Origin of the sequence: Chromobacterium sp. CV08, assembly GCF_051129845.1 — a bacterium.
Lineage (GTDB): Bacteria > Pseudomonadota > Gammaproteobacteria > Burkholderiales > Chromobacteriaceae > Chromobacterium.
Genome location: NZ_CP150453.1, coordinates 971449 through 996849, shown reverse-complemented (window position 1 = coordinate 996849; position 25401 = coordinate 971449). Strand labels below are relative to the sequence as shown.

Sequence of the window (25401 nt, the reverse complement as noted above, 5' to 3'; positions counted from 1 at the left end):
GGCCCGCGCGGCCGACAGAGACGGGGGAGGCAATGGAAAACGCGGATTTCACCATCTGGGCGATAGACGACGACCCGCTGCAGCGGATGTTCATCCAGGACGAACTGGGCGGCGACTGGCCGCTGCGGCTGTTCGCGTCCGGCGAGGAGGCGCTGGCGGCGCTGAACGACGGAGGCGGTCCCGAGATGGCGTTGTGCGACGTGATCATGCCCGGCATGGACGGCTTCACGGTCTGCCGCGAGCTGCGCGCCGCCGACGGCCAGATGCAGATCGTCTTCCTGTCGTCGAACACCGGCAACGAGGCCAAGCTGACCGGGCTGGACGCCGGTTGCGACGACTTCCTCGGCAAGCCGATAGACGGTGAGGAGCTGCGCTACAAGGTGCAGCTGGCGCAACGCGCGCGCCGGCAGAAACAGCAGCTTACCGCCGAGATCGCCAGCGCCCGCACGCTGGCCTTCGACGTGATGACCAATGCCGGCGAACTCGGCACCGTGCTGGAATTCATGCGCCGCACCCAGGACTGCGTCAGCGAGACCATGCTGGCGCGCCAGGTGCTGGAAAGCATACGCAGCGGCTACGGCCTGATAGCCAGCCTGCGGCTGCGTCGGCCCGACTACAGCGTGCTGGACCTCGACGCCGACGGCGAGGTCTGCTCGCCGCTGGCCAGTTCCATCCTCGACAATATGCAGGCGATGGAGCGCATCTTCACCTTCCGCAACCGCATGTGCATCAACTACCCGGACCTGACGCTGCTGCTGCACAATATGCCGGAGGACGACCCGGACCGCATCGGCCGCCTGCGCGACCACCTGGCGCTGATCGCCGACGCCGCCGAGCGACGGCTGCAGAACATACGCAACGAGGCGCTGCTTCAGCGCCAGACCCAGGTGCTCGGCGTCAGCGTCCGCGAGATGAGCGAGGCGCTGGCGGCGCTGGAATCGCAACATGCCCGCGCCAACGCCGAGATCAGCGAGCAGGTGCTGGAGTTCTGCGGCCGCGTGCAGCAGCTGGCGATAGGCTTCGGCCTGACCGACGAGCAGGAATACAAGCTGGACCAGGCCGTCGGCGAGTTCGGCGACACCATACGCCATCTGGACCTGATGCAGGCCGGCATCGACCGGCAGTTGCAGAACACCTTGCAGCGGCTGCGCGAGCTGATGCAGGCGCCGCCGGCCTGAGCCATGAAAAAGCCGCGCCGGGCAAAGCCCGTCGCGGCCGGATATCGCCGGATGGACGGCTTACTTCAGCGCGTAGATCGCGGGCAGATTGCGCCAGGCGCCGCGCACGTCCATGCCGTAGCCGAACACGTAGCGGTCCGGCACGTCCAGACCGACGAAATCGGCGCTCAGCGGCTTTTCCTTGCTGATCAGCTTGTTGGCGAACACGCCGCTGTAACAGGCCTTGGCGCCCATGGCCATCACCTTGTCGCGGATCGCGGCCATCGTGTGGCCCTCGTCCAGGATGTCGTCCAGCACCAGCACCACGCGGTCGCGCACGTCTTCCTTCGGCGCCTGCTTCCACACCAGCTCGCCGCCGTGGGTCTTGTCGCCGTAGCGGGAAACGTGGACGTAGTCGAAGTCCAGCGGGAAGGCCAGACGCGGCAGCAGCTGGCCGGTGAACACCACCGCGCCGCCCATCACCGACAGCACCAGCGGATATTCCTCGCCCAGTTTTTCGGTGATTTCCACCGCCATCCGATCGACGGCGGCGCTGACTTCCTCGGCGGTGAACAGCACGTCGGCGCTGTTGATCAGGCCGCGGGCTTCGGCAATATTAGGCATGATGACTCCTTACAGAACAGGCTGCGCCGCCAGCGGCGGCGCGATCGAAAAAACGGTCAGCTGAGTTTCAGCTCTCGCAGAAAAGCGGCGAAATCATCCGCCACCTCGTGGTGCCGCAGGCCATAGTTGACGGTGGCCTTCAAATAACCCAGCTTGGAGCCGCAGTCGTAGCGGGTGCCCTTGAACGGCAGCGCCAGCACCGACTCGCTCTTCATCAGCGCGGCGATGCCGTCGGTCAGCTGGATTTCGCCGCCGGCGCCGGCCGCGGTATTGACCAGCTTGTCGAAGATGCGCGGCGTCAGGATGTAGCGCCCGACCACCGCCAGATTCGACGGCGCCTCTTCCGGCCTGGGCTTCTCGACGATGTGCTCGACGCGCTGATGGCCCTGCCCGTCACGCACCGTCTTGACGATGCCATAGGAGCCGGTTTCTTCCGGTGCCACCGTCTCGACGCCGAGCACCGAGGTGTGCGTTTCGTCGAACAGCTTCACCATCTGCTCCATCGCGCCCGGCGCGCCCTCGATCAGGTCGTCGGCCAGGATCACGGCGAACGGCTCGTCGCCGACCACCGGCCGCGCGCACAGCACCGCGTGGCCCAGGCCCAGCGCCTCCGTCTGGCGGATATAGATGCAGCTGACGCCGGGCGGAATGATTTCCTGCACCAGTTGCAGCAGCTTCTGCTTGTTCTTGTACTCGAGCTCGGTCTCCAGCTCGTAGGCCTTGTCGAAATGATCCTCGATCGAGCGCTTGTTGCGGCCGGTGATGAAGATCAGCTCGGTCATGCCGGCCGCGATCGCCTCCTCCACCGCATACTGGATCAGCGGCTTGTCGACGATGGGCAGCATCTCCTTCGGACTGGCCTTGGTAGCCGGCAGAAAACGGGTGCCCAGGCCGGCAACCGGAAACACGGCTTTGGTGATCTTCTTCATCTTGGTTCTGCCACAAAAGTGTTTTGCGATATAGACAGCGCCGCATTCTAGCCCTTCTTCGCCCGCGCTCAAAATGTCTGTGGCGCCGACAGCGCCGCCGCCGCGTCCCGGATCACCGGCGTCCAGTCTCCGGGCCGTGGCTGTCGCCACAGCCGCACCGACGGATACCACGGCGCGACGGCGGCGTCGGCGAGGAAGAACGGCGCGCTCTCGGCGCGCAGCAGCGCCCAGACCGGCTTGCCCATCGCGCCGGCCAGATGCAGGATGGCGGTGTCGACGCAGATCACCAGATCCAGCTGCGCCGCCAGCGCGGCGGTGTCGGCGAAGTCGGCGATGGCCGGCTGCGCGACCAGTCCTTGCAGCTCGGCCGGCAACTCGCCCGGCTGCAGCGCGACGAAGTCGACGCCCGGCACGCGGCAGATCTCGGCGAACAGCGCCGGCGGCACCGACTTGTGCTGGCGCCAGGCGTCGGCTATGCCTACGCCCCAGCGGCCGCTTTCCCACACCACGCCGACCTTCGGCCGCCCGCTGTCCGGCAGCGGCGGCGTCCGGGTCGCCACCGCCCGCAGATACGGCGCCGACGGCAGATTGTCCAGCGTCACGCCCAGCGCGCCCGGCAGCGACATCAGCGGCAGCTGGCAGTCGTGGGCCGGGGACGCGTCCGGCGGCAGCAGCTCGACGCCGTCGAACTGGGCGAACAAGCGGTGGAACGGTTCCGGGCAGGCCAGCAACAGCCTGGCGTCCGGATGCTCGGCGCGGAGGCGCGGCAGGAAACGCGCCATCTGCAGGCTGTCGCCCAGGCCCTGCTCGGCCCACAGCAGCAGCACGCGCTTTCCCAACGGCCCGCCGTCCCAGCGGCGGCCGTCATGGCGCGGTTCGAGTATGCTGCGCCAGCGCGCCTCGTACAGCGGCCAGGCCTCGGCGTAGCGGCCGGCCAGCAGCAGCGCGATCGACAGGCTGAACTGCAGATTGGCGTCGTCGGGCGCCAGGCCCAGCCCGCCCTGCAACACGGCGATCGCGTCGTCCAGCAGCAGCGCGCTGGTGCAGACATTGCCCAGATTATTGCAGCGGGCCGGCGTCAGGCCGTCGAGTTCTATCGCCTTCAGGAAACAGGCGATCGCGTCCTGGTAGCGCAGCTGATGCTGGCGCACCACGCCCAGATTGCTCCAGGCGTCCACATGGCCGGGCTCGGCCGCCAGCGCCTCCTCCAGCAACTGGCCGGCCAGTTCCAGCTCGCCGAGCTCCTTCAGCAGCACCGCCAGATTGCTCTTGATATTGGCCGAGGCCGGATTCAGCGCCGCCGCCGCCATGTAGTCGTCCAGCGCGCGCGCGTTGTCGCCGGACTGCAGGCGGGCGCCCGCCCGGTTGGCCAGCGCCTGCCAGTCTTTTGGATTGGCCAGCAGGCAGCGGTCGAACGCCGCGATCGCGCCTTGCCAGTCTCCGGCCGCCACCCGGCGGTTGCCCTCGTCGAAATCCGCCGTCACCACTGCCTTCAACGCCATGCGGCCTCCGTCAATTTGCGGCCAGCAATGCCTGCAGGCCGGCCTCGTCCAATACCGCCACGCCGAGCTCCTGCGCCTTGGCGAGCTTGCTGCCCGCCTCCTCGCCAGCCACCACGTAATGCGTCTTCTTCGACACGCTGCCGGACACCTTGCCGCCGGCCGCCTCGATCAGCGCCTTGGCCTGGTCGCGGCTCAGGGTCGGCAGCGTGCCGGTCAGTACCAGCGTCTTGCCGTCCAGCGGCCGCGCCGCCGTCTCGGCCTCGGCCGGCAGGCTGGACAGTATTTCGTCCCGCAGGCCGGCCAGGCCGGCCAGCGCCGCCCGGCGGCCCGGTTCGTCCAGCCAGTCGGCCAGCGCGTTGATCACCTCGGCCGGCAGCTCCAGCTCCAGCAGCGCACGCCGCTCGCTGGCCGCCAGCCAGGACAGGCTGCGCTGCGCCGCCAGCTGCTGGCTGCGCACCTCGGTCAGCCGCGGGATGGCCAGCCGCGCCAGCAGCGCCGCGTCGTCCAGCCGCTCGCGCAGCCTGGGCGACGGCGCGCGCTCGTCGGCCGGCCTCACCTCGGCCAGCAACGCGTCCAGCGCCCTTTCATTGTTGTCCTCGGAGAAGAAGTCGGCCAGCGAATCGGCGACGACGCCGCCGATGTCGGGCAGCGCGGCGAACAACGCGGCCGGGCTGCGGCGTATCAGCGCCATCGTTCCCAGCCAGTCGGCCAGCGTCTTGGCCGTTGATTCGCCGACATGGCGTATGCCCAGCGCGAACAAGAGCCGCGCCAGCGGCGGCGCGCGGCTGGCGTCTATCGCCGTTATCAGGTTTTCCGCCCACTTGCTGGCCACCTTGCCGGCCTTGACCGTCTCCGGCGTCACGCCCTCGTCCTCGTCGGCGCGGCGCTTCATCTCCAGCAGGTCGTCCAGTTTCAGCCGGTACAGGTCGGCCACGCTCTTCACGTAGCCGTACTCGACCAGCTTGTCGATATAGCGCTCGCCCAGGCCGTCGATGTCCATCATCCGCCGGCCGGCGAAATGCTGTATCGCCTGGCTGCGCTGCGCGCGGCAGGACAGGCCGCCGGAACAACGGGCGATGGCCTCGCCCTCCTCGCGCACCACGTGGCTGCCGCACACCGGACAGGCCGTCGGCAGACGGTAGGCCGGATATTGCGGCTCCTTGCCGTCGCTGAACAGGTCGCCGCCTTCGGCCGGCTTCATCGGCCGCCGCTCCAGCACCACCGACACCACCTCGGGAATCACGTCGCCGGCGCGGCGCACGACGACGGTGTCGCCTACGCGCACGTCCTTGCGCCGCACCTCGTCCTCATTGTGCAGCGTCGCGTTGGTGACGGTGACGCCGCCGACGAAGACCGGCTTCAGCCGCGCCACCGGCGTGATCGCGCCGGTGCGGCCCACCTGCTCCTCGATGGCCTCGACGCAGGTCAGCGCCTCTTCGGCCGGGAACTTGTGGGCGATGGCCCAGCGCGGCGCGCGCGACACGAAGCCCAGCGCGTCCTGCTGGTCGCGGCGGTTCACCTTGTACACCACGCCGTCGATCTCGAACGGCAGGCCGGCACGGCGCGCCAGCACGTCCTGATAGTAGCCGGCCAGGCCGTCGACGCCGCGGACCACCGGCCGCAGGCTCTCGTCGACGACCGGGAAGCCCAGCGCCGCGAGCCAGGCCATCTCGCCGGCGTGGGTGGCGGGCCAGGCGGCGCCGTCGACGCGGGCGATCGCATAGGCGAAGAAGGACAGCCGGCGTTGGGCGGTGATCCGCGAATCGAGCTGGCGCAGGCTGCCGGCGGCGGCGTTGCGAGGATTGGCGAAGGTCTTGTCGCCGCGGGCGGCCTGCTCGGCGTTCAAGCGCTCGAAGTCGCGCTTCAGCATCAGCACCTCGCCGCGCACCTCCAGCAGCGCCGGCGGATTCGCGCCGGCCAGGCGCAGCGGAATCGCGCGTATCGTGCGGACATTCTCGGTCACCTGCTCGCCGGTCACGCCGTCGCCGCGGGTGGCGGCGCGGCTCAACACGCCGTTTTCATACAGCAGCGAGATCGCCAGGCCGTCGAACTTCGGCTCGGTCGCGTACTCGATCTCGGCCGCGTCCAGGCCCTTGCGCACCCGCTCGTCGAACTGGATCAATTCGGCGTGGCGTTCGGCCGGGTCGGTCAGCTGCATGTCGGAGAAAGCGTTGGCGAGCGACAGCATCGGCACCGCGTGGACGACGCCGTCGAATTCGGCCAGCGGCGCGCCGCCGACGCGGCGGGTCGGGGAATCGGAAACAGCCAAGCCAGGGTCGGCCTCCTCCAGCGCCTGCAATTCGCGGAACAGCCTGTCGTATTCGGCGTCGGGCACCGTCGGCGCGTCCAGCACATAGTATTCGTGGCCGTAGCGGTTCAGCAGCTCGCGCAGCTCGGCTGCGCGCAGTTCGTGTGCGGTCATCGGAAACTCTCGAACGGCAAAAGGGCCGGCAAGGCCGGCCCCGTGATAATGAATTTATCGCTCAGGCGAACAGTCGCAAGGCGGCCACGCTGCCCGGCGCGATACCGCGGTCGTCCATGCTGCCGTAGATGTGCAGCAGCTGGTCGCGGATGCGGGCCAGGCCGGTGTCGCTCAATGTGCGACGGTTGTCGTCGACCAGTTGGGCGTCGAATTCCTGCGCCAGCTGGTGGGCGAAATGCACGGCGCGGTCGAACACGTCGACGCCGCCGGCGACGCGCGGCACGTCGAACAGCAGCGTCAGCGCCGGGAAGGACTTGTCCAGCAGCGTGTGGAAAGTGAACGGCATCTGGTCGGCCGCCACCAGCGAATACAGGGTGTTGCCGGAATCGGCCAGATAGTGGAAGGCGCCGTCCGGCTCCAGTTGCAGGCCGGCGGCCTCGGCGAAGCTGCGCAGCCGCGCGCCCTCTATCGACGACTTCGGCACGATGTTGATGCCTATCAGCACGTCGACGTCGGCGCAGAAGCGGTCCAGTTCGCGCGCCGCCACCAGCTTCTGCTGGCGCTGCGGGAAGCTGACCGCGGCGTCGTGGTCCTCGGCGAAGCGGGACACCTGCTGGCAGAAGGCCGCCAGTTCCTGCTCGCTGACCGCGCCGGAGCGATCGACCATCTGCATGCTGACGTTGATCTGCTTGTAGCGGGTGCCCGGCAGCGCCTCGGCCACCTTCCACAGGCCGCGCTCGGTGCGGCCTATCAGCTGCGTGCGCTTGCCGACGTTGAAGCGCGGCATCGCCGCCAGTTCGTGCGGCTCGTGGAACACCACCTCGGCGATGAAATCCAGCGACGGATCGAGCATCGCCACCACCAGCGCCTGATGGTCGGCGGAGTCCAGCGCCAGCTCGGCCTCCTCCTCCTCGTCTATCACCGGCACCTCGACGCTGGCCGCGGAGGCGGCGGCGAAGTCCTGCGACGGGCGCGCCGGCGGCGGCTCGTCCGGCAGCTGCGGCTCGAACGGCTCGTCCATGTCGGCGTCGTCCGGCTCGTCGTCCAGCAATACCGGCTCCATCCGGTCGGCGCGCATGCCGTCGCGGACATTGTTCTTCGGCACGTCCAGCAGCACGTCGCCGTGCGGGCGCGCGAAAGCCTGGTGCGTCCGCTTGCGGAAGCGCCATTCCTGAAACATGTTGAAACCGACCACCAGGGCGATCACGCCGCCGCCCAATATCAAAACACCAATCTGCAATTCGCTCATCAGCCAGTCCGCATTAAGGCGAATAATCGAAGCCGCCCTGTCCGGTAGGGCCATATCGTTCGGCGGCTTCCCGCTATTATCCTGTCGCCGGCCGGCTGCAGTCTGCCAGGCGGCCAACCCGCATCCGGCACGGGCATTCCACGCTCATTATAACGAAAGCCCGCTGCCGCGCACCATTTGGCAATACAAAAACGCTTGACAAAACCGCCTGCCAAGCAGACGTCATGCGGTCCAAGCGTTTACGGCGCGTCGCCCGGGAAATTCGGCGCAATCAGGACTGGCCGAGCCGGGAAAGTTCGCCAAGATGAACATGACATTTCAGACAGGCGAATTTATCCCAATCGCGTGCCAGAATTGGAGATAACTCTGTTACAGGGCCGTACTAGTCTGTACAACACTGCTTAGAACAGCACGGGGACTCTTTCGATGAAAAAATCCGATCAAGCCAGTTTCCTGCCTGTCGTACGCGAATTGTCGCGCACTTACCAGGCCTTTGAACAGTTCGCCAGCTACAACATCCGCCGGCTGGGGCTGACGCCGCCACAGTTCGACGTGGTGACGACGCTGGGCAACAGCCAGGGCATGAACTGCAAGGAACTGTCCGATCACACGCTGATCACCAAGGGCACGCTGACCGGCGTACTCGACCGCCTCGAAGACAAGGGCATCGTCACGCGCAGCATGCAACCCAACGACCGCCGCAGTGTCTTCGTCGCTTTGACTCCATATGGCCAGCAGTTGTTCAATCAAGCGTTTCCGGCCCATCTGGACTACATGCACAACGCCTTCCAGCAATTCGGCGAACAGGACCTGTCCGGCTTCTGCAACGAGCTGGGCCGCCTGCGCCAAAGCTTCAGCCAGGCGCTGGAGCAGCAGGAGAACGAACCGGCGTGATCCGGTAGCGCCGGGAGGCCCTCGGCCTCCCGAATGGCGCGGCTCCCACCGCGCCAGGACGCCCTCCGCTGCGGCCCCGAAACCGGCGCCGCGCCGGAGGGCTGAATTTTTGGCGCCCGTTCAGCTGCGCTTCAGCACCGCAGCGCCGCCTGCGGCCGGCTGTACTGCCACCACGCCACCGCCGTGCACAGCAGATAGAAGGCGAAGAACATCGCGAAGGCCGGCAGCACGCTGCCGAACCAGCTCAACGAAGAGCCGAAGGCCTTGGGGATCACGAAGCCGCCGAAAGCCGCCAGCACCGAGCTGACGTTCATCGCCGACGCCCCGCGCCTGCCGCCGCGCTGATAGGCCAGCCGCGGATCGGTCCCCAGACGCTGCGCCTCGCGCCCGGCCAGGATCAGGAAGACCTTGGGCGCCAGCTGGTAGGACGAGCCGTTGCCGACGCCGGAGGCGAAGAAGATCAGCTGGAACATCGCCAGAAACAGCCAGAACGAGCCGCCGTCGCCGGCGGCGGGCAGGCTGAAATAGACGCCGGCCGTGCCCACGGCCATCGCCAGATTGCTGGCGACGGTGGCGATGCCGCCGCCGACGCGGTCTCCCATCCAGCCGCCCAGCGGCCGCGACAAGGCGCAGACCATGGGCCCGACGAACAGATAGGGGCTGGCGTCCACCAGCGGGAACATGCTGCGCGCCAGCAGCGGAAAGGCGGCGGCGAAGCCGAGGAAGGTGCCGTAGCTGCCCATGTACAGCAGGCAGATATACCAGGTATGGGCATCCTTCATCGCGTCCAGCTGGTCCCGCGGCGTGATCCGCAGCTTCGGCAGGTCGTGCGCGTACAACAGGCAGGCCAGCGCGATCAGCAGGATGGCCGGCAGCCAGACATAGGCGGCGTTCTGCAACCAGACGAAATGCACCTCGCCGCCATGCCCCCACACCTGCGGCTCGCCGGCCCAGCCGCCGAACAGCGGGTAGAGTATGCACAGCGGGATCAGCAGCTGGGCGACCGATGCGCCGAGATTGCCGAAACCGGCGTTCAGCCCCATCGCCAGGCCTTTTTCCGCGCGGGGGAAGAAGAAGCTGGTATTCGACAGATGCGAGGCGCTGGCGCCGCCGCCGACGCCGCAGAGGCCGGCGACCAGCAGCAATTGCCAGAACGGCGACGAGATGTCGGTCACCACCGCGCCGACGCCCCAGGCCGGCAACAGCAGCAGCAGCGTCGACAAGCCCAGCCACAGGCCGCCGCCTACCCAGCTCCAGATCCAGGAATAGATCAGCCGCATCAGCGCGCCGACCAAGGGCGGAATCGACACCAACAGGAATTGCTGCTGGGCGGAGATCAAAAAGCCGACGGCCGGCAGATTGACCACCACCATGCTCCACATCATCCAGATATTGAAGTTCAGGTGCAGCGAGAAAATGGACAGCCACAGATTGCGCCGGGCGATGCCGCGGCCGCGGCTCAGCCAGAAAATGGGATTCTCCGGCTCCCAGCGTTTGATGCTTACGGTCATGACTCGACTTCCACAATGACAGGACGACGCGGCCGGACTGTCCTCGTCAGTCCGACAGGCCGGCGGCGCAGTATGCCATCGCCGGCCGCCGCCCGGCCTTGCGCGGCGTCAACACCGGCACCGACGAACGCTAGGCCGTCTCCCGCATCTTCAGCGCTTCCACGATGTCCACCGCCACGATGCGGCTGACGCCCTGCTCCTGCATCGTCACGCCGACCAGTTGCTCGGCCATTTCCATCGTCAGCCGGTTGTGGGAAATATAGAGGAACTGGGTGCGTTCGGACATCTGCTTGACCAGGTCGCAGAAGCGGCTGGTATTGGCGTCGTCCAACGGCGCGTCCACCTCGTCCAAGAGGCAGAACGGCGCCGGATTCAGCGAAAACAGCGAGAACACCAGGCTCATCGCCGTCAGCGCCTTCTCGCCGCCGGACAGCAGATGGATGGTGCTGTTCTTCTTGCCCGGCGGCTGGGCGATGATCTGCACGCCGGCGTCCAGCAGGTCCTCGCCGGTCAGCACCAGCTCGGCGCGGCCGCCGCCGAACAGCGTCGGGAAGAATTCGCGCATCTTGGCGTTGACGGCGTCGTAGGTCACTTGCAGCATGTCGCGGGTCTCGCCGTCTATCTTGGCGATGGCCTCTTCCAGCGTCGCCATCGCCTGGTTCAGGTCGTCGGACTGGCTTTGCAGGTATTCGCCGCGCTTCTTCGCCTCCTCCAGCTCCTGCAACGCCGCCAGATTGACCGCGCCCAGTCCTTCCAGCGCGCGCGCCAGCCGGGCGATCTCGGCGGCCAGCGCGTTCGGCTTCACCCCCTCGTTCAGATCGGCCAGCAAGGCTGTCTCGTCGGCGCCGGCCTGCGCCAGCTCCTCGGCGAAGCGCTCCATCGCCAGCCTGGCCTCCTGATGCTTCAGCAACCAATCGGAACGCGCCTCGCGCAGCGCCGGCAAGGCGGCGTTGGCCTCGTGCTGGCGCTGGCTGATCTCGCGCATCCGCTCGGTCAGCTGGTTCAGCCGGTCGCGCGCGGCCGACAGTTCGCCCTCGCGCGTCTCGCGCTCGGCCAGCGCCAGCTGCAGCGCCTCCTCCGGCACCGCCTCGTCCACCGTGTCCGCCTCGACGGCCAGCGTCTCCAGCCTTTCCTGCAGCTGCTCGTCGCGGTCGGCCAGCTCGCGGCCGCGGCGCGACAGCTCGGCCACCTTCTGTTCGGCGCTGTGCAGGGCCAGCTTGATCTCGTGCAGCACGCGCTCGGCGTCGCGCGCCTTGTTGCGTGCCAGCTCCAGCCGGGTCTCGGCGTTCAGCCGCGCCAGCCTGACCTCCTCCAGCTGCAAGGCCAGTTCCTCCAGCGTCAGCGCCGCCTCCTCGCCCAGCAACTCGGCTTCGGCGACGCCTTCGGCCGCGTGCTGCCGCTCCTCGGCGATGCGGCCGCGCTCGGCCTCTATCGCCGACAAGCGCGCCGCGCCCTGCCGCGCCGCCTGGTCCAGCTTGACGTGCTCCAGCGTCGCGGCGTTCAGCTCGGCCTCCAGCCGGGTCAGCGAACCCTTCTGGCCGCGCACCGCCTCGGCCAGCATATTGCCCATGCTCAGCAGGCCGTCGCGCTTTCTCTGCAAGGCCTCGATTTCCGGCCCCAGCGTCTCGGCGCGGGCGCGGGCCTGGTCCAGCAGCTGCTTGCGCGCCATCAGGCCGTCGCCGCTGGCCTCGGCGTGATAGCGCGCGCTGGCGGCGTCGACGCGGTGGCCTTCCGGCGTCAGCCAGCACTCGCCGGCGCCCAGCTCGCCTCGGCGCGCCAGCGCCTCGTCCAAGGTATCGGCCAGATAGACGCCGGCCAGCCAGTCGGCCAGCGCGGCGTCGAACGGCGCGTCCGCGCCGACCTGGTCCAGCAGGGCCGGCCAGCTTCGCCGCGGCAGCGCAGGCTCGGCGCGGCCCGCGCCGTCGACCACGGCCAGCGCCGCCGGCGGCTGCGCCTTGGGCAGACCTGCCGCGCGGGCCGACAGACGCTCGCCCAGCACCGCCTCCAGCGCCGTCTGCCAGCGCGCGCCCACCCGCAGCGATTGCCATAGCTGCGGCGCGTCGGCCAGGCCGTGCGTCTCCAGCCAGCCGGCCAGCTGCTCGTCGGCCGCCTCGCGCTGCAGCAGCGCCGCCAGCGCGGCGGCCTCGGCCTCGGCGCGCGCCATCTCGGTGCGCAGGCCGGCCAGCTGCTGGTCCAGCTTTTCCCGTTCGGCCGCCAGGTCGGCCTGCTTGGCTTCGTCGGCCACCAGCCGCGCCCGCACCGCGTCCAACGCGGCCCTGGCCTTGTCGACTTCCTGTTGCGCCGCGTCCAGCGCCTTGTGCTCGGGCAGGTTCAGATCGGACAGTTCGCGCGTCAGCGCGGCGTCGCGGCCGTCCAGCTGCTGCATGCCGCGCTGCCAGTGTTCGATCTTCTGCCGCGACAGATCGCGCTCGCGGGTCAGATTGGCCTGCTGCGCGGTCAGCTGCGACTGCTGCTGGTCCAGCTGGCGGAAGGCCGCCTCGGCGCCGGGCAGCTCGTCGGCGCCGTCCTCCAGCGCCATCTGCGCCTCCTCCTGCCTCAGCTGCGCCTCCTCCAGCCTGGGCAGCCAGTCGTCCAGCTCGGACTCGGCCTGGCGGCGGCTGTCGGCCAGTTGCTGGCGCTCGCTGCCGGCGGCGGCCAGATCGCGCTCCAGCCGCTGCCGGCTCTGCTCTCGGTGGCGCTGCGCTTCTTCCAAACGCGCCAGTTGGGCGTTGGCCTCGAACAAGCGCTGCTGCGCCTCGTGCACCGCGTCGCTGGCGGCGAAATGCTGCTCGCGCACCGTCTCCTGCTCGGTTTCCAGATGGGTGACCGCCGCCTCGAAGGCGGCTTCCTCGGTCTCTATCCTCGCCAGCTCGCCGCGGGCGTGCGCCTCGCTGCGGGCGGCCTCCTCGCGTCGCGCCAGCGCCAGCAGGTTCTGCTTGTGGCTCAGCGCGCCGCGCATGTCGTGGTATTGCGCGGCCACCTCGGCCTGCTCGGACAGCCGCTCCACCTGACGTTCCAGTTCCTGCCTCAGATCGGCGATGCGCTCCAGATTGGCTCGGGTATCGGACAGGCGGTTCTCGGTCTCGCGGCGGCGCTCCTTGTACTTGGACACGCCGGCCGCCTCCTCCAGATAGGCGCGCAGCTCTTCCGGCCGCGCCTCGATGATGCGCGAGATCATGCCCTGCTCGATCACCGCGTAGCCGCGCGCGCCGACGCCGGTGCCGAGGAAGAGGTCGGTGATGTCGCGTCGCCGGACCTGCTGGCTGTTGATGTAGTAGCTGGATTCGCCCTGCCGCGTCAGCACCCGCTTGATCGCCACTTCGGCGTACTGGCCCCACGGGCCGGTCAGCTGGCCGTCGGCGTTGTCGAACACCAGCTCCACCGAGGCGCGCGACACCGGCTTGCGGCCGGACGAGCCGTTGAAGATCACGTCCTGCATCGATTCGCCGCGCAGCTGCTTGGCCGACGACTCGCCCAGCACCCAGCGAACGGCGTCGATCACGTTCGACTTGCCGCAGCCGTTGGGGCCGATCACCGCCACCAATTGTCCCGGCACCGCGATGCTGGTGGGATCGACGAAGGACTTGAAGCCGGCGAGCTTGATATGGGTCAGGCGCAAAACATCCTCGCTGCGAAGGGGGCAATCGTTTATTTTATCAGGCCGCCGCCGGCAACGGTGGCGTCGCGTTCCCGCGGCAAAATGCCCTAGCCAGCCGGCATGGCAGTTGTGCCATAATGGCCGTATGGAATCCTTATCGCTGTGCAATCACTTCCTGATCGCCATGCCCGGCATGGGTGATCCGCTGTTCGCCAAATCGCTGGTCTACCTGTGCGAGCACGGCGAACACGGCGCAATGGGCCTGATCGTCAACAAGCCGTCCGGCATCGCGATGGCCCAGCTGTTCGACCAGATCGACCTGCCGCTGGACGACGAGGACACCCGCACCGGCCTGGTCTACTTCGGCGGCCCGGTGCAGCCGGACCGCGGCTTCGTGCTGCACCAGCCGGCCGGCAACTGGCAGTCCAGCCTGATGGTCACCGACGACATCGCGCTGACCACGTCCAAGGACGTGCTGGTGGCCGTGTCCGAGGGCAAGAAGCCCGAACAGCTGCTGATCTCGCTCGGCTATGCCGGCTGGTCGGCCGGCCAGCTGGAAAAGGAGATCGCCGACAACGGCTGGCTGACGGTTCCGGCCGATCCCGCCATCATCTTCGGACTGCCGTGCGAGGCGCGCTACGACGCCGCGATGGCGCTGCTGGGTTTCGACCCCTCGCTGCTGTCGTCGGATGTCGGCCATGCCTGAAGGTTGCGCACTGGCTTTCGATTTCGGCGAGCGCCGCATCGGCGTCGCCGTCGGCGACACGATGCTCGGCATCCCCCATCCGCTGGCGACGATAGACACGCCGGTCACCGACGAGCGCTTCGCCGCCATCGCCAAGCTGATAGAGGAATGGCGGCCCGCCCAGCTGGTCGTCGGCCTGCCTATGCATCCGGACGGCGAGGAACATGAGCTTTCCGCGCTGTCGCGCCGCTTCGCCAACCGGCTGAAGGGCCGCTTCGGCCTGCCGGTATGGCTGGTGGACGAGCGCTACACCTCGGTGATCGCCGAGCAGCTGCTGGAGGAAGCCGGCGTCAAGAAGGGCCGCAAGCAGAAGCCGGCGCTGGACCAGGTCGCCGCCCAGGCCATCCTGGCCGGCTGGTTCGAACAGCCCGGCAACTCGGTCTGATGCCGGCCAAACTCTTCGCCCTGCTGCTGATCGCCGCCAGCGTCGCCGGCTTCTGCTGGCTGTGGCGCCAGGCGCAGCTGGCCAACGCCGCCCAGGACTGGCCGCTCGCCGTCGGCGCCGTCGAGCGCAGCGCCGTCGAATGGCGGCTGCGCCGCGGCGGCGACAACGGCGATCAGCGCGAATACCGCGCCGACGTCGTCTACCGCTACCAGGCCAACGGCCGGACCTACCGCGCCGGCAACGTCCGCATTCCCGACGCCGGCTTCGGCGGCAGCCAGACGCTGGCCGCCGACACCGTCGGCCGCTATCCGGTCGGCGCGGCGGTGTCTGTGCGCTACAACCCGGCCGACCCTCAGCAGGCCTGCCTGGAAGCCGGCGCGCACTGGAGCGTGCGGGCCGGCCAGCTGCTGATGCTGCTGTTCGCCGCCGCCGGCGTCGCCCTGCTTCTGCGCGGATGAAATCCGGGCCAAGTCCTTGTTTTGTTAGCAGCCGTTAAGCGCCGTTGAGTCCAAGGGACAAACTGCCGATACTGATACCGAAGGCAGTTTCACCGGAGGGCCCGTCATGAGCATCAGCCAAACCGCGCAGATTTCGCTGGCCAGCGCCGCGCTTCTGAACGGCGGCACCGTGCCGTCGCCGGTGGTGCAGAACGGCAAGGCCACGCCGGCCCTCGCCGGCGAGGCGGCCCAGCTCGCCCAGGATTCCAGCGCCATCGTTCTGCTGGGCGGCAGCGGCGGCGACGTCTCCACCTACGACGCCGCCGGCCTGCTGAACGGTTTCGCCACCGCCGGCACGCTGCAGGGCGGCGTGCTCACGCCCAGCGGCGGCGAGTCGGCGCAGGACAGCAGCGATCAGCAGATCGTGTCGCAGATGCTGGGCGGCGGCAGCGGCGCCGCCTCCGCCCTGAACGGCAACTGGGCGACGATCCTGCAGAGCAATCCGTCGCTGGCCGGCGAGGCGGTGGCCGACAGCACCAACGGCAGCATCGTCGACACCATGGCCTAAGAGCCTTCCACCGCCAATAAAAAAACCCGGATATTCCGGGCTTTTTTACGTCAGCGGCTGCCTTGCTTGCGGCCTTCTTTCTCTTTCAGCTTCTCTTCCTTGAGAATGGCCCGCTCGGCGGCGAGAATCTTGGCGCGTTTCTCCCACTCCTGCCACTCTTCCGGGCGCTCCAGCGTGATGCGGCCGGTCTGGCCGTCGCGGAAATCGGTCAGCACGATCTCGGCGGCCTTCTGCATATTGATGCGGCCGCCGGACAGCACCGCGCCGCGGCGCTTGCCTATCAGCTCCAGCGCCTGCCAGTCCTGCGCGCCGTCCAGCGCCTCCTCGTCGAACTTGTAGCGGGCGGCCAGTTCGGCGCGGTAATGGGCCAGCAGGTATTTCAGCAGCTCCAGCGCCACCTCCTCCTCATCCATCGCGTTGCGGCCGACGGCGCCGCTGGCGGCCAGGTTGTAACCGCCCTCTTCCACCTCGATCTTCGGCCACAGCATGCCCGGCGTGTCGTACAGCTCGAAATCGTCGGCCAGGATGATGCGCTGCTCGTTCTTGGTGACGCCCGGCATATTGCCGGTCTTGGCGATCTTGCGGCTGGACATGCTGTTGATCAGCGTGGACTTGCCGACATTGGGAATGCCGCAGATCAGCACGCGCAGCGGCTTCTCCAATCCGCCGCGGTTGGGGGCGAGCGCGCGGCAGGCGGCGATCAGCCGCTGCGCCGGCGCCCGCTCGCCGGCGTCCATGCCCAGCGCCTCGGTCTGTTTCTTGGCGCGGTACCAGGCCAGCCATTGCTCGGTGACGGCCGGATCGGCCAGATCCTGCTTGTTCAGCAGCATCAGCCTGGGCTTGCCCTTGGCCATGCGCGCCAGCATAGGATTGGCGCTGGACGCCGGCAGCCGGGCGTCCAGCATCTCGATGACGACATCGATGTCCTTCAGGCGCTCGGCGACGTCCTTGCGCGCCTTGTTCATATGGCCGGGGAACCATTGGATTGCCATTGTTCAACGCTTTCTAATCGGGTCCAGCAGGTAAGTCAGACCGTTGTGGTCCAGTTCCTGCATCAGTTGCAGCAGCCGACCGATCTCGCCGGGCGGAAAACCCTCGCGGGCGAACCAGTTCAGATAATTGCCGGGCAATTCGCAGATCAGCGTGCCCTTGTGCTTGCCGAACGGCATCACTCGGGTGGTCAGGGCTTGCAGGTCTTCAGCTTGCATGATGGCAGGTATAGATAGAGGTTGGGCATTGTGCCAAAGTCGGGCCGTCGGCAAAACCCCCGGCCCGGGCGCGTCCTAGCGCGCCGGCATAGTCTTGCGGTCGTTGAAGTACAGGAAGCCCTTCACCACGCGGTAGATGTACCACACCCACACCGCGAACAGCACCACGCCGCCGACCAAGAGCCACAGCGTCGCAAAACCGACGACATAGCCGAGCAGCGCCAGCCAGAAGGTGCGGATCTGCCATTCGAAGTGGCTTTCGTACAGCGTGCCGCGCACATCGTCGCGCTTGACGTAGTTGACGATGACGCCGATCAGCGCGGTGACGCCGACCAGCAGTCCGACCGCCTGCAGAATGTATACCGCCAGCGTCAGATTGTTCAGCTTGCGCTCGTTCTCGTCGTGCAACTCCAGCTCCATGGGCCGGTTCTCCTGTTCATTGTCCAGACAGTTCGGCAAAACGCGCCGCCAATCGTTCACGACAGCGCCGGCTGGCCTCGGCCACGCCGCCTTGCGGCAGCGGATGCGCGCGCCAGCCCCGCCAGGCGCCGGCCGCTCGACCGGCCGGCAGCAATATCGGCAGCACCGGCTCGAAGACCATCCCCCGCGCGTCGGACAGCGCCCGCGCGCGGCGGTTGGCCTCGTCCAGCAGCGCCAGCTCGCCCAGCGCCAGTTCCACCTGCCGCCATTCGAGCAGCAGGATGCGCGCCGCCAGCCAGTCGGCCGCGTCGGCGACACGGTCCGGCGTCCGCCCTTCCGGCCAGCCCCGGGTCAACGCCAGGCGCAGCGCCAGCAGACGGATTTCCGGCAACAGCGCCTCCGACAGGCAGGCGCCGTCCGGCAGCGCCGTCGGCGGCCCGGGACGATAGGCCAGCGCCTCGCCGTCGGCCGCCAGGGCGACCGGGTACAGCGGCAGCGCCGCGCTGGGCAGGCTGCGGCTGATGGCGAGTGTAAGGACGTCGCTGACTTCGTTCATGGCACTGTCTCCTGGAGGGAAGCTTGCCGCCTCTCCGGAGACCATTTGTTGCGTGACGCTGAAAAGACAAATGCCGCCGGAGTCCGGCGGCATGGTCGGGAATGACTCGATGGCTTCGCGAATCTCGCTGCCGAGCCTATCCCTGGCGCCGCCGGGAGGGGCGGTACCAATAATAGGCATGGGCGAAAAACACGGTGCGTTCGAGCATGCCGTCCATGCTGCCAACGATGGCGGCCGCCGTCAAGCCATTGTTTCGCAAGACCTGGCGGCGATCAAAACGAAAAAGCCGGGTTTCCCGACGGAAAACCCGGCCTCGCGGCGCGAAACGCCCGATCACATATTCGGGTAGTTCGGCCCGCCGCCGCCCTCCGGCGTCACCCAGTTGATGTTCTGCGTCGGATCCTTGATGTCGCAGGTCTTGCAGTGCACGCAGTTCTGCGCATTGATCTGCAGCCGCGGCTTGCCTTCGTCGCGTCCGACGATCTCGTAGACGCCGGCCGGGCAGTAGCGCTGTTCCGGCGCGTCGTACTTGGCCAGGTTGACGGCGATCGGCACCGACGCGTCCTTCAGCTTCAGGTGGGCCGGCTGGTCCTCGCTGTGGTTGGCGTTGGAGATGAACACCGACGACAGGCGGTCGAAGGTCAGCACGCCGTCCGGCTTCGGATAGGCGATGGGGCTGAACTCGTCGGCCGGGCGCAACGCCTCGTTGTCGGCATGCTTGTGATGCAGGGTCCACGGCGCGCGGCCTCGGAACACATAGGTGTCCAGCGCCGAATAGATCATCGCCGGCCACAGGCCCCAGCGGAACGACGGCCGGATGTTGCGCACCTTGTGCAGCTCATCGTGCAGCCAGCTCTGCTTGAACTTGGCCGAATAGGCCTTGGCCTCGCCGCCCTGGACCTGCGCCTCGTCGCCCAAGAGCTCGAACACCGCCTCGGCCGCCAGCATCGCCGACTTCATCGCGGTGTGGGTGCCCTTGATCTTCGGCACGTTGAGGAAGCCGGCGGTGTCGCCGACCAGGAGGCCGCCGGGGAAGGTCAGCCTGGGCAGGCTCTGCAGGCCGCCCTCGCTCAGCGCGCGGGCGCCGTAGGACACGCGGCGGCCGCCGTCGAACACCGTCTTGATCGCCGGATGGGTCTTGAAGCGCTGGAACTCCTCGAACGGCGACAGATAGGGATTCTGGTAATCGAGGCCGACGACGAAGCCGACGGCGACCAGATTGTCTTCCAGATGGTAGAGGAAGGAGCCGCCGTAGGTCGCGGTGTCCATCGGCCAGCCGACGGTGTGGGTGATGTGGCCGGGCTGATGGTTTTCCGGCTTCACCTCCCACAATTCCTTGATGCCTATGCCGAAGGTCTGCGGATCGGCGCCGTCGCTCAGATGGAAGCGCGACAGCAGCGTCTTGGTCAGCGAGCCCCTACAGCCTTCGGCGAAGATGGTCTGCTTGGCCCACAACTCCATGCCCGGCTCGCCTTCCAGCTCGCCGTTCTTGCCGGTGCCGACGTTGCCGGTGGCCACGCCCTTGACCGAGCCGTCCTCGTGGTACAGCACTTCGGCGGCGGCGAAGCCCGGATAGATCTCGACGCCGAGGTTTTCCGCCTGCTGCGCCAGCCAGCGGCAGAAATTGCCCAGGCTGACGATGTAATTGCCCTTGTTGTGCATCTGCGGCGGCGTCGGCAGCTGGATGGACTCGGTCTCGGTCAGATAGAGGAAGCGGTCCGACAGCGCCGGCGTGTTCAGCGGCGCGTCCAGCTCCCGCCAGTTCGGCAGCAGCTCGGCCAGCGCGCCGGTTTCGATCACCGCGCCGGACAGGATGTGGGCGCCGATCTCGGAGCCCTTCTCCAGCAGACAGACGCTGATGTCGCGGCCCTGTTCGGCCGCCAGCTGTTTCAGACGGATCGCCGCGGTCAGGCCGGAAGGGCCGCCGCCGACGATCACCACGTCGTATTCCATGTATTCGCGTTGCACCGTTTCTCCTTTGCGCCCGCCGGGACGGGTTTGATTTTCCGGACATCATGCTATGAAGATGTCACCTCGTCAAAATCAAACAAGCGTTTAAACGGTGCCATTGTGCCGCAATGCGACAATGTCCGAATCCACGTAACCCAACGCGCGCAAGATCTGCTCAGTATGTTCTCCCAGATCGGGAGGGGCTAGATTGTACTCGACCGGCGTGCCGGAAAGTTTGATCGGACACCCTACCATCGGCACTTGCCGGCCGGCGGCGTCCTCCATCGTCATCTCCATGCCGCGGATCTGCGCCTGCGGATCGGCGAAAGCCTCGGCCACCGTGTTGATCGGCCCGCAGGGCACGCCGGCCTTGTCCAGCGTCTCCAACCAGTGGTCGCGGCCGTGATGGCGGAAGGCCTGGGCCAGCAGCGGCACCAGCTGCACGCGGTGGGCGACGCGCTGCGGATTGGTCGCGTAGCGCGGATCGCGCGCCCATTGCGGCTGGCCGACCAGCCGGCACACCTCGGCGAACTGCTTGTCGTTGCCGCAGGCCAGGATGAAATGGCCGTCGGAGGCGGCGAACACCTGGTAGGGCACGATATTGGCGTGGGCGTTGCCCAGCCGCGGCGGCACATTATGCCCGACCAGCCAGTTGGACGCGACGTTGGCCAGCATCGCCAGCGAGCAGTCGAACAGCGCCATGTCGACATGCTGGCCGGCGCCGGTGCGCTCGCGGGCGATCAGCGCCGCCTGCACCGCGTTGGCGGCATAGAGGCCGGTGAACAGGTCGGACACGGCGACGCCGACCTTGTGCGGCTCGCCGTCGGACGGGCCGGTGATGCTCATCAGCCCGGACATGCCCTGGACGATGTAGTCGTAGCCGGCGGAGTCGGCATAGGGGCCGGTCTGGCCGAAGCCGGTGATCGAACAGTACACCAGCCTGGGATTGACGGCCTTCAGGCTGTCGTAGTCCAGCCCGTACTTCTTCAGCCCGCCGACCTTGTAGTTCTCCAGCACCACGTCGGCGTCGGCGACCAGCCGGCGGACGATCTCCTGGCCGGCCGGCTGGGCGATGTCCACCGTCAGCGAGCGCTTGCCGCGATTGGCGCACAGATAATAGGCGGCGCGGCCGTCCGGCAGGCTGGGCGGCGCCCACTGCCGGGTATCGTCGCCGCTGCCGGGCTTTTCTATCTTGACCACGTCCGCCCCCAGATCGGCCAGCAGCTGGCCGGCCCACGGCCCCGCCAACACCCGGCTCAGATCCACCACCTTGATGCCCGCCAACGCCCCCGCCATCGCGCTCTCCTTCACCGCTCGCCATCATGATGCCGCCCGCCGGCGCAAGCTTTCCGCCTTTCGGGCGCCCGTCGCCGCCGAGCCGCTGGCTCGGCCGCGATAAAAAAAGTGGCCCGGCAAGCCGGGCCAACAAAGGACAGACAGGAATCAACGGCGCGGCCGGCCCTCCGGCCGCGCCGGCTTATCAGGCAAATGCCTGAATACCGGTCTGGGCTCGGCCCAGAATCAGAGCGTGCACATCGTGCGTGCCCTCATAAGTGTTGACGGCTTCCAGATTCATCACGTGACGGATCACATGGAATTCATCGCTGATGCCGTTGCCGCCGTGCATGTCGCGGGCGACGCGGGCGATGTCCAGCGCCTTGCCGCAGTTGTTGCGCTTGATCAGCGAGATCATTTCCGGCGCGGCGCGGCCCTCGTCCATCAGGCGGCCGACGCGCAGCGCGGCCGACAGGCCCAGCGCGATCTCGGTCTGCATATTGGCCAGCTTCAGCTGTATCAGTTGGTTGGCGGCCAGCGGCCGGCCGAACTGTTGGCGGTCCAGCGTGTACTGGCGAGCCGCGTGCCAGCAGAACTCGGCGGCGCCCATCGCGCCCCAGGCGATGCCGTAACGCGCCTTGTTCAGGCAGCCGAACGGGCCCTTCAGGCCCTTGACGCCGGGCAGCAGCTGATCGTCCGGCACCAGCACGTCGTCCATGACGATCTCGCCGGTGATGGACGCGCGCAACGAGAACTTGCCGTGTATCGCCGGCGCCGACAGGCCCTTCATGCCTTTTTCCAGCACGAAGCCGCGGATCTCGTCGTCGTCGTCCTTGGCCCAGACCACGAACACGTCGGCGGCCGGGCTGTTGGTGATCCACATCTTGCTGCCGGACAGCAGGTAGCCGCCGTCGACCTTGCGGGCGCGGGTCTTCATGCTGGCCGGGTCGGAGCCGGAATCGGGCTCGGTCAGGCCGAAGCAGCCCAGCCACTCGCCGCTGGCGAGCTTGGGCAGGTATTTGTCCTTCTGCGCGTCGGAACCGTAGGCCCAGATCGGGTGCATCACCAAGGACGACTGCACGCTCATCGCCGAACGGTAGCCGGAATCGACCCGCTCGACTTCGCGCGCCACCAATCCGTAGGCGACGTGGGACAGGCCGGCGCAGCCGTAGCCTTCTATCGTGCAGCCCAGCAGGCCCAGCTCGCCCATCTCCCTGATGATCTCGCGATCGAAGCGTTCCTCGCGGTTGGCGGTCAGCACCCGCGGCATCAGCCGCTGCTGGCAATACTCGTGCGCGCTCTGCCGCACCAGGCGCTCCTCGTCGGTCAACTCCTCGTCCAACAACAACGGATCTTCCCAGGCGAACCGGGCGCGCTGCGAGTGTGCTGCCATTTGCCTTCTCCCAATCAGTTCCGCATTGCGGAATTCGATTTCACTATGCAAAATAGACTAAACACTCTGCCACCGACTTGTAAAGCGATTTACCTGTCATGTGGCAAAACCGTTGCCGCAATGAGGACAGGGATGCAACAGGAAGATCGGCAATTCATCACGGCGCTGGCGCGCGGCCTGGAGGTGCTGGCGGCCTTCCGCCCCGGCGAGGGCACGCTGTCCAACCAGGAACTGGCGCGGCGCACCGGGCTGCCGAAATCGACGGTATCGCGGCTCAGCCATACGCTGACCCGGCTCGGCTATCTGCAGCAGGACGGCGACGGCGGCCAGTACCGGCTGGGGCTGGCGCTGTTGGCGCTGGGGACGGCGGCGCTGGCCGGCTACGACGTGCGCGCGGCGGCGGCGCCGCTGATGCGGGAGTTCGCGCTGGCCAACAATGTGTCGGTCAGCCTGGCGCTCTGCGACGGCAGCGACATGGTGTATCTGGAAACCTGCCGCAGCCAGGCGCGGGTGTCGGTGCAGCTGGCCACCGGCTCGCGGGTGCCGCTGGCCACCACGGCGATAGGCCGGGCCTATTTCGCCGGCCTGCCGCCGGCCGAGCGCGAAGCGCTGCTGCCGCTGTTGGCCGCGCGCCACGGCGGCGACTGGCCGCAGTTGGAGGCGCGGCTGCGCCAGGCCTGCGCCGACTACCGGCTGCGCGGCTACACGGCGTCGTTCGGCGAGTACGAGCCGGACGTGATGGCGGTCGGCATCCATCTGCCGGCGCTGTTGCCCGGCCAGCCGGCGATGGCGCTGAACGCCAGCGGCCCGGCCTTCGCCTTCGACGAGGCCGCGATGCGGGAAACGGTGGCGCCGGCGCTGCGGGCGCTGCGGCTGCGCATCGTGCCGATGTAGCGAACGACGACGGCCCGCACAAGGCGGGCCGCTTTCCGCGCCCGGCATCCGGCGGCAGGCCGCCGCCGGACAAGAGCGTGAACCGTCTCTCAGGCCGACTGGATGTAGTGCACCAGGTGGTTGATCACCTGCGCCTGCTCGTCTATCGTCGCGCGCACCAGGTCGCCGATCGACAGGATGCCGAGCACGGTCTGCCCCTCCATCACCGGCAGGTGGCGGATGCGCTTCTCGGTCATCAGCGACATGCATTCGTCCAGCGTCTGCTGCGGCGTCACGTAGACGACGCGGCTGGTCATGATGTCGCGCACCTTGGTCCCGGCCGAGGTGCGGCCCTGCAACACGATGCGGCGCGCGTAGTCGCGTTCGGAGAAGATGCCGACGATGTCGCCGGACTCCATCACCAGCACCGCGCCGATATCGTTCTCGGCCATCACCTGCAGCGCCTGGAACACCGTGCTGTCCGGCGTCACGTACACCAGCGCGCGGTTGGACTTCCCATCCATCAGTTGCCTTACGGTTTGCATGCTGCCTCTCCCCTTTTTTCGCTCTGTGACGCCGCGGCCGCGGCGCATCGCGCCGCCGCCTCGGTATGCCGTTACTATAGAACAATGGCCGCCGCCGGGAGAGGGGCCGCCGGGCCAGGTCAGGCCCGTATCATCGTGCCGACGCCGGTGGCGGTCAGGATTTCCAGCAGCAGCGCGTGCTTGACGCGGCCGTCTATGATGTGGACCGAGTTGACGCCGTTCTTCGCGGCGTCCAGCGCCGAGCTGATCTTAGGCAGCATGCCGCCGGAAATCGTGCCGTCGGCGAACAACTCGTCGATGCGCTGCGCGGTCAGCCCGGTCAGTAGCTGGCCCTGCTTGTCCAGCACGCCCGGCGTATTGGTCATCAGCACCAGCTTCTCCGCCTTCAGCGTCTCGGCCAGCTTGCCGGCCACCAGGTCGGCGTTGATGTTGTAGGCCTCGCCGTCGACGCCGACGCCTATCGGCGCCACCACCGGAATGAAGTCCTGACTGTCCAGCAGCGACACCAGCGACGGGTCTATCGCCTCGATCTCGCCGACCTGGCCGATATCGACCGCCTCGTCGCCGTCGGCCTTCAGGAACAGCTTGCGGGCGCGGATGAAATGGCCGTCCTTGCCGGTCAGGCCCACCGCCTTGCCGCCGTGCTTGTTGATCAGCGACACGATCTCCTTGTTGACCAGGCCGCCCAGCACCATTTCCACCACTTCCATCGTCTCGGCGTCGGTGACGCGCATGCCCTGGACGAACTCGCCCTGCTTGCCGACCCGCGCCAGCAGGTCGTTGATCTGCGGACCGCCGCCGTGCACCACCACCGGATTCATGCCCACCAGTTTCAGCAGCACCACGTCCTTGGCGAAGCCTTCCTTCAGCGCCTCGTCGGTCATCGCGTTGCCGCCGTACTTGATCACGATGGTCTTGCCGGCGAACTGGCGGATGTAAGGCAGTGCCTCGGCCAGGATGTTCGCCTTCTCGGCTGCGTCTGTTGCCACGTTCTTCTCTCCTTGTAGCTGGCTCTCCAACGCTTAACGGCTGGTCGGCGATTTCGGATTACGGTGTTGCATTTTAATCACGACAATTGCTGAACTGTGATTTATTAATTGCCGGATCCTGGCCGAAAGGCCTACAGTGCCGAAATTACTGAACGAACATTCAGAAAGATC

The 25401-nt window shown here is 67.6% G+C and carries 24 protein-coding genes; 8 read left to right on the top strand and 16 right to left on the bottom strand.

Annotation, left to right across the window (positions count from 1 at the left end; genetic code table 11):
• Positions 1–32 precede the first annotated feature (32 nt).
• Positions 33–1178, top strand: a complete 1146-nt coding sequence (locus WNM05_RS04710; RefSeq protein WP_434632910.1) for a response regulator transcription factor — start codon at positions 33–35, stop codon at positions 1176–1178.
• 60 nt (positions 1179–1238) lie between these two features.
• Here the strand turns inward: WNM05_RS04710 and WNM05_RS04705 are convergent, their stop codons facing one another.
• The 5 genes from WNM05_RS04705 to WNM05_RS04685 form a co-directional block, all read right to left on the bottom strand.
• Positions 1239–1781 carry a hypoxanthine-guanine phosphoribosyltransferase gene (locus tag WNM05_RS04705; protein ID WP_434632909.1) on the bottom strand — a complete coding sequence of 181 codons (543 nt, stop codon included), beginning with the start codon at positions 1779–1781 and terminating at the stop codon, positions 1239–1241.
• Between the two features lie 56 nt (positions 1782–1837).
• On the bottom strand, positions 1838–2710 hold the full coding sequence (gene galU, locus WNM05_RS04700; RefSeq protein ID WP_434632908.1) for a UTP--glucose-1-phosphate uridylyltransferase GalU: 873 nt from the start codon (positions 2708–2710) through the stop codon (positions 1838–1840).
• 68 nt (positions 2711–2778) lie between these two features.
• Positions 2779–4212 carry a tetratricopeptide repeat protein gene (locus tag WNM05_RS04695; RefSeq protein WP_434632907.1) on the bottom strand — a complete coding sequence of 478 codons (1434 nt, stop codon included), beginning with the start codon at positions 4210–4212 and terminating at the stop codon, positions 2779–2781.
• A gap of 10 nt (positions 4213–4222) precedes the next feature.
• Complete coding sequence (ligA, locus tag WNM05_RS04690) at positions 4223–6634, bottom strand: NAD-dependent DNA ligase LigA (RefSeq protein ID WP_434632906.1); 2412 nt, start codon at positions 6632–6634, stop codon at positions 4223–4225.
• Positions 6635–6695: 61 nt separating this feature from the next.
• Positions 6696–7883, bottom strand: coding sequence for a cell division protein ZipA C-terminal FtsZ-binding domain-containing protein (locus tag WNM05_RS04685; protein ID WP_434632904.1), 1188 nt, complete (start codon positions 7881–7883; stop codon positions 6696–6698).
• A 426-nt stretch (positions 7884–8309) separates the two neighbouring features.
• Here WNM05_RS04685 and WNM05_RS04680 point away from each other — a divergent pair, with 426 nt between their 5' ends.
• On the top strand, positions 8310–8777 hold the full coding sequence (locus WNM05_RS04680) for a MarR family winged helix-turn-helix transcriptional regulator (protein WP_101706818.1): 468 nt from the start codon (positions 8310–8312) through the stop codon (positions 8775–8777).
• A gap of 131 nt (positions 8778–8908) precedes the next feature.
• Here WNM05_RS04680 and WNM05_RS04675 read toward each other — a convergent pair whose 3' ends face one another.
• On the bottom strand, positions 8909–10288 hold the full coding sequence (locus WNM05_RS04675; RefSeq protein ID WP_434632902.1) for an MFS transporter: 1380 nt from the start codon (positions 10286–10288) through the stop codon (positions 8909–8911).
• A gap of 130 nt (positions 10289–10418) precedes the next feature.
• Positions 10419–13907, bottom strand: coding sequence for a chromosome segregation protein SMC (smc, locus tag WNM05_RS04670; RefSeq protein WP_434632900.1), 3489 nt, complete (start codon positions 13905–13907; stop codon positions 10419–10421).
• 124 nt (positions 13908–14031) lie between these two features.
• On the opposite strand from smc, the gene WNM05_RS04665 reads away from it, so the two are divergent.
• The 4 genes from WNM05_RS04665 to WNM05_RS04650 all read left to right on the top strand — a co-directional run bounded on the left by WNM05_RS04665 (position 14032) and on the right by WNM05_RS04650 (position 16021).
• Positions 14032–14592: a YqgE/AlgH family protein gene (locus tag WNM05_RS04665; RefSeq protein WP_434632897.1), complete on the top strand. Its 561-nt coding sequence runs from the start codon at positions 14032–14034 to the stop codon at positions 14590–14592.
• On the top strand, positions 14576–15016 hold the full coding sequence (gene ruvX, locus WNM05_RS04660) for a Holliday junction resolvase RuvX (RefSeq protein ID WP_434632894.1): 441 nt from the start codon (positions 14576–14578) through the stop codon (positions 15014–15016). Before WNM05_RS04665 ends, ruvX begins: the two co-directional genes overlap by 17 nt.
• A complete protein-coding gene (locus WNM05_RS04655; RefSeq protein WP_434632893.1) occupies positions 15016–15474 on the top strand; it encodes a DUF3592 domain-containing protein in 459 nt (152 codons plus the stop codon). The genes ruvX and WNM05_RS04655 overlap by 1 nt, the downstream gene beginning before the upstream one ends.
• Before the next feature lie 106 nt (positions 15475–15580).
• Positions 15581–16021 (top strand): hypothetical protein, encoded by a 441-nt coding sequence (locus tag WNM05_RS04650; protein ID WP_434632891.1) that lies wholly within the window; start codon positions 15581–15583, stop codon positions 16019–16021.
• A 50-nt stretch (positions 16022–16071) separates the two neighbouring features.
• Here WNM05_RS04650 and ylqF read toward each other — a convergent pair whose 3' ends face one another.
• The 4 genes from ylqF to WNM05_RS04630 form a co-directional block, all read right to left on the bottom strand.
• Positions 16072–17013 (bottom strand): ribosome biogenesis GTPase YlqF, encoded by a 942-nt coding sequence (gene ylqF / locus WNM05_RS04645; protein WP_434632889.1) that lies wholly within the window; start codon positions 17011–17013, stop codon positions 16072–16074.
• 3 nt (positions 17014–17016) lie between these two features.
• Complete coding sequence (locus WNM05_RS04640) at positions 17017–17229, bottom strand: DUF3820 family protein (protein ID WP_434632888.1); 213 nt, start codon at positions 17227–17229, stop codon at positions 17017–17019.
• Positions 17230–17304: 75 nt separating this feature from the next.
• Positions 17305–17649 (bottom strand): DUF4870 family protein, encoded by a 345-nt coding sequence (locus WNM05_RS04635; protein WP_434632887.1) that lies wholly within the window; start codon positions 17647–17649, stop codon positions 17305–17307.
• A gap of 16 nt (positions 17650–17665) precedes the next feature.
• Positions 17666–18205: a hypothetical protein gene (locus WNM05_RS04630; protein ID WP_434632886.1), complete on the bottom strand. Its 540-nt coding sequence runs from the start codon at positions 18203–18205 to the stop codon at positions 17666–17668.
• Positions 18206–18257: 52 nt separating this feature from the next.
• Here WNM05_RS04630 and WNM05_RS04625 point away from each other — a divergent pair, with 52 nt between their 5' ends.
• On the top strand, positions 18258–18554 hold the full coding sequence (locus tag WNM05_RS04625) for a hypothetical protein (protein ID WP_434632885.1): 297 nt from the start codon (positions 18258–18260) through the stop codon (positions 18552–18554).
• On the opposite strand, the gene WNM05_RS04620 is transcribed toward WNM05_RS04625, so the two are convergent.
• The 3 genes from WNM05_RS04620 to WNM05_RS04610 all read right to left on the bottom strand — a co-directional run bounded on the left by WNM05_RS04620 (position 18539) and on the right by WNM05_RS04610 (position 22823).
• Positions 18539–20158, bottom strand: a complete 1620-nt coding sequence (locus WNM05_RS04620) for an electron transfer flavoprotein-ubiquinone oxidoreductase (protein ID WP_434635117.1) — start codon at positions 20156–20158, stop codon at positions 18539–18541. The genes WNM05_RS04625 and WNM05_RS04620 overlap by 16 nt on opposite strands.
• Positions 20159–20260: 102 nt before the next feature.
• The gene (locus tag WNM05_RS04615; protein ID WP_434632884.1) at positions 20261–21451 is read right to left on the bottom strand and encodes a CaiB/BaiF CoA transferase family protein; all 1191 of its coding nucleotides are present in this window, start codon (positions 21449–21451) and stop codon (positions 20261–20263) included.
• A 184-nt stretch (positions 21452–21635) separates the two neighbouring features.
• The gene (locus WNM05_RS04610; RefSeq protein ID WP_434632882.1) at positions 21636–22823 is read right to left on the bottom strand and encodes an acyl-CoA dehydrogenase; all 1188 of its coding nucleotides are present in this window, start codon (positions 22821–22823) and stop codon (positions 21636–21638) included.
• 132 nt (positions 22824–22955) lie between these two features.
• Here WNM05_RS04610 and WNM05_RS04605 point away from each other — a divergent pair, with 132 nt between their 5' ends.
• On the top strand, positions 22956–23717 hold the full coding sequence (locus WNM05_RS04605; RefSeq protein ID WP_434632881.1) for an IclR family transcriptional regulator: 762 nt from the start codon (positions 22956–22958) through the stop codon (positions 23715–23717).
• An 89-nt stretch (positions 23718–23806) separates the two neighbouring features.
• Here WNM05_RS04605 and WNM05_RS04600 read toward each other — a convergent pair whose 3' ends face one another.
• A complete protein-coding gene (locus tag WNM05_RS04600) occupies positions 23807–24241 on the bottom strand; it encodes a CBS domain-containing protein (RefSeq protein WP_101706804.1) in 435 nt (144 codons plus the stop codon).
• Positions 24242–24360: 119 nt separating this feature from the next.
• Positions 24361–25230 (bottom strand): acetylglutamate kinase, encoded by an 870-nt coding sequence (gene argB, locus WNM05_RS04595; protein ID WP_434632880.1) that lies wholly within the window; start codon positions 25228–25230, stop codon positions 24361–24363.
• Positions 25231–25401 lie beyond the last annotated feature (171 nt).

What these genes read in the sequence shown, in the direction of transcription:
- WNM05_RS04710 (WP_434632910.1), top strand. Translation starts at nt 33, where the DNA reads ATGGAAAACGCGGATTTCACCATCTGGGCGATAGACGACGACCCGCTG.
- WNM05_RS04600 (WP_101706804.1), bottom strand. Translation starts at nt 24,241, where the DNA reads ATGCAAACCGTAAGGCAACTGATGGATGGGAAGTCCAACCGCGCGCTG.
- WNM05_RS04610 (WP_434632882.1), bottom strand. Translation starts at nt 22,823, where the DNA reads ATGGCAGCACACTCGCAGCGCGCCCGGTTCGCCTGGGAAGATCCGTTG.
- ruvX (WP_434632894.1), top strand. Translation starts at nt 14,576, where the DNA reads ATGTCGGCCATGCCTGAAGGTTGCGCACTGGCTTTCGATTTCGGCGAG.
- WNM05_RS04665 (WP_434632897.1), top strand. Translation starts at nt 14,032, where the DNA reads ATGGAATCCTTATCGCTGTGCAATCACTTCCTGATCGCCATGCCCGGC.
- ylqF (WP_434632889.1), bottom strand. Translation starts at nt 17,013, where the DNA reads ATGGCAATCCAATGGTTCCCCGGCCATATGAACAAGGCGCGCAAGGAC.
- WNM05_RS04675 (WP_434632902.1), bottom strand. Translation starts at nt 10,288, where the DNA reads ATGACCGTAAGCATCAAACGCTGGGAGCCGGAGAATCCCATTTTCTGG.
- WNM05_RS04615 (WP_434632884.1), bottom strand. Translation starts at nt 21,451, where the DNA reads ATGGCGGGGGCGTTGGCGGGCATCAAGGTGGTGGATCTGAGCCGGGTG.
- WNM05_RS04650 (WP_434632891.1), top strand. Translation starts at nt 15,581, where the DNA reads ATGAGCATCAGCCAAACCGCGCAGATTTCGCTGGCCAGCGCCGCGCTT.
- WNM05_RS04630 (WP_434632886.1), bottom strand. Translation starts at nt 18,205, where the DNA reads ATGAACGAAGTCAGCGACGTCCTTACACTCGCCATCAGCCGCAGCCTG.
- ligA (WP_434632906.1), bottom strand. Translation starts at nt 6,634, where the DNA reads ATGACCGCACACGAACTGCGCGCAGCCGAGCTGCGCGAGCTGCTGAAC.
- WNM05_RS04635 (WP_434632887.1), bottom strand. Translation starts at nt 17,649, where the DNA reads ATGGAGCTGGAGTTGCACGACGAGAACGAGCGCAAGCTGAACAATCTG.
- WNM05_RS04695 (WP_434632907.1), bottom strand. Translation starts at nt 4,212, where the DNA reads ATGGCGTTGAAGGCAGTGGTGACGGCGGATTTCGACGAGGGCAACCGC.
- WNM05_RS04705 (WP_434632909.1), bottom strand. Translation starts at nt 1,781, where the DNA reads ATGCCTAATATTGCCGAAGCCCGCGGCCTGATCAACAGCGCCGACGTG.
- WNM05_RS04655 (WP_434632893.1), top strand. Translation starts at nt 15,016, where the DNA reads ATGCCGGCCAAACTCTTCGCCCTGCTGCTGATCGCCGCCAGCGTCGCC.
- WNM05_RS04620 (WP_434635117.1), bottom strand. Translation starts at nt 20,158, where the DNA reads ATGGAATACGACGTGGTGATCGTCGGCGGCGGCCCTTCCGGCCTGACC.
- WNM05_RS04605 (WP_434632881.1), top strand. Translation starts at nt 22,956, where the DNA reads ATGCAACAGGAAGATCGGCAATTCATCACGGCGCTGGCGCGCGGCCTG.
- galU (WP_434632908.1), bottom strand. Translation starts at nt 2,710, where the DNA reads ATGAAGAAGATCACCAAAGCCGTGTTTCCGGTTGCCGGCCTGGGCACC.
- WNM05_RS04680 (WP_101706818.1), top strand. Translation starts at nt 8,310, where the DNA reads ATGAAAAAATCCGATCAAGCCAGTTTCCTGCCTGTCGTACGCGAATTG.
- WNM05_RS04640 (WP_434632888.1), bottom strand. Translation starts at nt 17,229, where the DNA reads ATGCAAGCTGAAGACCTGCAAGCCCTGACCACCCGAGTGATGCCGTTC.
- WNM05_RS04685 (WP_434632904.1), bottom strand. Translation starts at nt 7,883, where the DNA reads ATGAGCGAATTGCAGATTGGTGTTTTGATATTGGGCGGCGGCGTGATC.